The following is a 3,682-nucleotide window of genomic DNA, read 5'->3' on the forward strand; positions in this document are numbered from 1 at the left end:
TGCCATCAAAATTGATAACCCCACCGGTAGCAGGATTATCTATATCCCATAAAATTTCGTTATTGATAGAGTTCCATAAGGCAGCACCGCTACTCGAACAGACTACTACCAATTCATCAGTCAAAGGAATAACATTGTTAATCCTACCGCGCCCCAGTCGTTTTTCCATCCCTTGTTCTGTGAGGTAAGGTAAAATGAATTGACCCCGTAGAGTTAGGGCGTTGTTAGTTCCTTCTGAGAGTAATGACTGTTTAGTGACCACGGTTTTTCTCCTGTAAGTTTTGGGTGATTTCTTCTGTTTTACAGCGGTTTTAATTTTGGTAGACTACAGTAGGGGCGATTTTATTTCCTGTGGAATGCTCCACAAACGCGAATTGCCCCTACTAGATATGGTGATTCTAGGTAAGTCGTTTATATTTGAGCCTATTTTCTGCTTCTGTTTTGTCTAAGTCCCACTATTACCTAGGTGGTAAATTTTGAAAAATCCCCCTACCTCCACCTCCAGTTATTGGTGTAGGTGAGACAGGAGCAGGGCTAACACTAGGTCGATCGCCTCCCCCCATCCCAGTACGACCATTAGACAGTCCGCGACTAGGGTCAGCAAATTCTGAGTTTGTTACATTGGGAGACATGGTAAAGTCGGAACCAGGTACAGTTGCTCCACCCATTGGGTCTCCTGTACCACCAAGAGCATCATTTAAAAAGGTATTAGAAAAGCTACTAAAAGCATCATCAGCATCTAATTTTCTTTCTTCCTCGAAAAAAGGAACCTTAATTTTGCGTTCAGCAGGTTTACTATAATCTTGTTCTTGAGCATTAGCAGTAGATATTAAGCCAATACTTAAACTAATTAAAAAGGTAAGAGTAAATCTTGAAAGTTTTGGCAAATTTAAGTAGGAAGGTAAAACAATGATTTTTGACATGGATGTATTTTTGATTAGTTTTAGTTGATTGAATTTTTTTTGTTTGTAGTTGCGCTTGAGCGCCTCCAAATATATTTATAAATAATCGGGCTGAAGTCCTACTTCGACCATGATTTTTTTTGTTTGTAGTTGCGTTTCATCGCCTCCAAATATATTTATAAATAATCGGGCTGAAGTCCTACTTCGACCATGATTTTTTTTGTTTGTAGTTGCGTTTCATCGCCTCCAAATATATTTATAAATAATCGGGCTGAAGCCCTACTACGAGCATAATTTTTTTTGTTTGTAGTTGGGCTTGAGCGCCTCCAAATATATTTATAAATAATCGGGATGAAGCCCTACTTCGACCATGATTTTTTTTGTTTGTAGTTGGGCTTGAGCGCCTCCAAATATATTTATAAATAATCGGGATGAAGCCCTACTACGAGAATTTTTATTTCTAACTTTTTTTTTCATCTAAAATCGGAAAGTTGTCCGCAAAACTCCAATGACAATTGTTTCATTATCTTCATTATGTTCTGGATTTGTTACTACAAAAAATCCAGGAGTAATTGTAATATTATCGCTTAATTTATATCTGTAAAAAGTTTCAAGATGATAGGAGGTATCCTCATCTTCTTGAATGCCATTATCTCCATCTACTAATTTTAAAGGTTTGCCAAATAAAACTGCAAATAAATCTCCCTCCCGACCAAAAGGGTCAGACATCCCAACAGAAAATAAATAAGTATTAGAAGTAGCATGAGCATCAGAATTAATATAATTTGTAAATACCCACCCTCCCCAAGCACCCAAGGTTATTTTTTCCCAAACTCGCCATTGCACTGTACCACCCACGGCATTAATATTAGCAGGAATACCTAACCCTCCAGAAGTATCAGCATTTAAACTACCTGTAAACGTATCAAGAAAACCATCTTCTGAATAAGCATTTATATAAGTAACACCAGTTAAAACATTATCAAACGGAACAGTTAAAAATTGGACTCCTGTAGCACTATGACCCGCATCAGTAATACCACCTTGTCCTGTTGGACCGACACCAGGGTTTTCACTATCCCGCGTACCGTAGGCAACTTGTAAACGTACTTTGTCGGTAACCAACCAGTCAAAACCTAAACCAGAGTCTAGTCTACCTATTTTAAATAGAGGACTAGAGTCAGTAAACCGAGAAATGGAACCGCGACCCGCGTCAAAATAGGGAGAGTTTGCTGTAAGGACGCTATTTAAACTGAAGTTAACAGGTCGAAATGTGAAAACTACGCGATCGCCAAAAGCTGGAAAACGATATTCTAATTTGAATATTTGAAACTCATCGTCTGTGTCTGTTTGGTAAGATAGGATAGCCATATCTGTATTGAATGACTGTCTACCTGCAAAACCGAGACTGCTAAAGTTTGCCGAACCTAACTCTATTCGCAAGCGGTCTTTTCCTGTAAAGGTTGTGGCTGTCTGAAGTCGGACTAGATAATTAAAAATTGTGTTTTTGTCTCCGTCTCCACGTCCCCCAAAAGCATTTTCTACATCTTCTCCACCGAAACCATTGGTTAAGCCAAATATTACCTCCCCACCAAATATAGTAGTTGTACCATTAAATCTATTTACTTCTAGTTCGGCAGTCCTAGCTTCCAGGACATCCATGCGTCCACGGAGTGCTGCTAATTCTGGGGCAAACTCTTCGACCAAACGTTTAACTTTGGCCATATCCTCGCGAGTGGCTAAGTCTGCTGTGGATATTTCAATTAGTTCTGTAATTCTATCCAAGCAAGCGTTTAACCCCGCTGCAAATTCATGGCGGTTCATGGCACGGTTGCCTTTGTAAGTACCATTTGGATATCCTGCTATACAACCGTAACGTTCTACTAATGATTGTAATGCTTGAAATGCCCAATCAGTGGGTTGGATATCTGATAGTTGGGATACGGAGTTTACTTGGTCTAGTTCGGAGAAGTCGTCGTATTCATCTGATGCTTGTGCTAGTTCCTGGGGTTTTTTTTGAACTTTTGTAAAGACCGATCTGGGGTGAGTCAGTCTCTGTGATGTTGGCGGTGATAGTAGATGGGGAAGGGATTTATTTTGTGGTTCAAGTTGTGTGGAATTGATAAGTGTTAATCCAGTTGCAGATTTTGTCCATGTTACAGGAATTGATAGGATAAATACTGAGGTTAAAGATAACAAAAGTTTACCGCTCATCTGACTTGGTCCTTACATTACTTAACTTGTCTACCTCTTGCTTATATAAAAGGGGTCAATATATAATAAGCTAAGATTGTAGTATAAGCAATTTATAGTAGTTAGTTATACAGACAAAGTTCGATAAAAGAGATGCGGTTGGCTCGACCGTGAATAGCCTGTGGATGAGTAACCGCTGACGGCCTTAGGGACGTTCGCATTTTTGTTATGCAACGTCCGTACAGCAGGAAGTAAACATCGGGTTGTTACGTTATGTGACGCTTTGTATCAGTTTTATAGAGCAGCTAATAGCAAAGGCAAGTTGCTTCATATTAATTAGATTAGGATTAAAGATTAGTATTTAGTGTTAATTCATCTATTTAAGTATGAAGCTATCTGGAATTTTTGAGACAGATTTTTTCCTAGATTTACCGAAAAATTAAGGTATAAAGCCTCTCCATTCATGGAGAAAAAAGCGGTTGTTTGCGGAGCAGTCCGTTAGGATGGGATGGCGAGGTCTCCTCGCCATATCCAATCAACCAAGAGAAGAAAAAAAATTCCTTGAGCGCCAATCCTCTTCTTTATAA

The 3,682-nt window shown here is 39.1% G+C and carries 2 protein-coding genes and 1 pseudogene; all 3 read right to left on the bottom strand.

Annotated features, from left to right (window positions below; genetic code table 11):
- Positions 1-262, bottom strand: a pseudogene (locus F6K22_RS35510) (hypothetical protein); the annotation flags it as partial.
- Between the two features lie 196 nt (positions 263-458).
- A complete protein-coding gene (locus tag F6K22_RS35515; RefSeq protein WP_293109257.1) occupies positions 459-923 on the bottom strand; it encodes a hypothetical protein in 465 nt (154 codons plus the stop codon).
- Positions 924-1,379: 456 nt separating this feature from the next.
- Positions 1,380-3,116 carry an iron uptake porin gene (locus F6K22_RS35520; protein ID WP_293109259.1) on the bottom strand — a complete coding sequence of 579 codons (1,737 nt, stop codon included), beginning with the start codon at positions 3,114-3,116 and terminating at the stop codon, positions 1,380-1,382.
- Positions 3,117-3,682 lie beyond the last annotated feature (566 nt).

The sequence above is a fragment of the Okeania sp. SIO2F4 genome, from assembly GCF_010672385.1.
GTDB lineage: Bacteria > Cyanobacteriota > Cyanobacteriia > Cyanobacteriales > Microcoleaceae > Trichodesmium.

Excerpts from the sequence above, each read along its gene's own strand:
- F6K22_RS35520 (WP_293109259.1), bottom strand. The coding sequence starts at position 3,116 with ATGAGCGGTAAACTTTTGTTATCTTTAACCTCAGTATTTATCCTATCA.
- F6K22_RS35515 (WP_293109257.1), bottom strand. The coding sequence starts at position 923 with ATGTCAAAAATCATTGTTTTACCTTCCTACTTAAATTTGCCAAAACTT.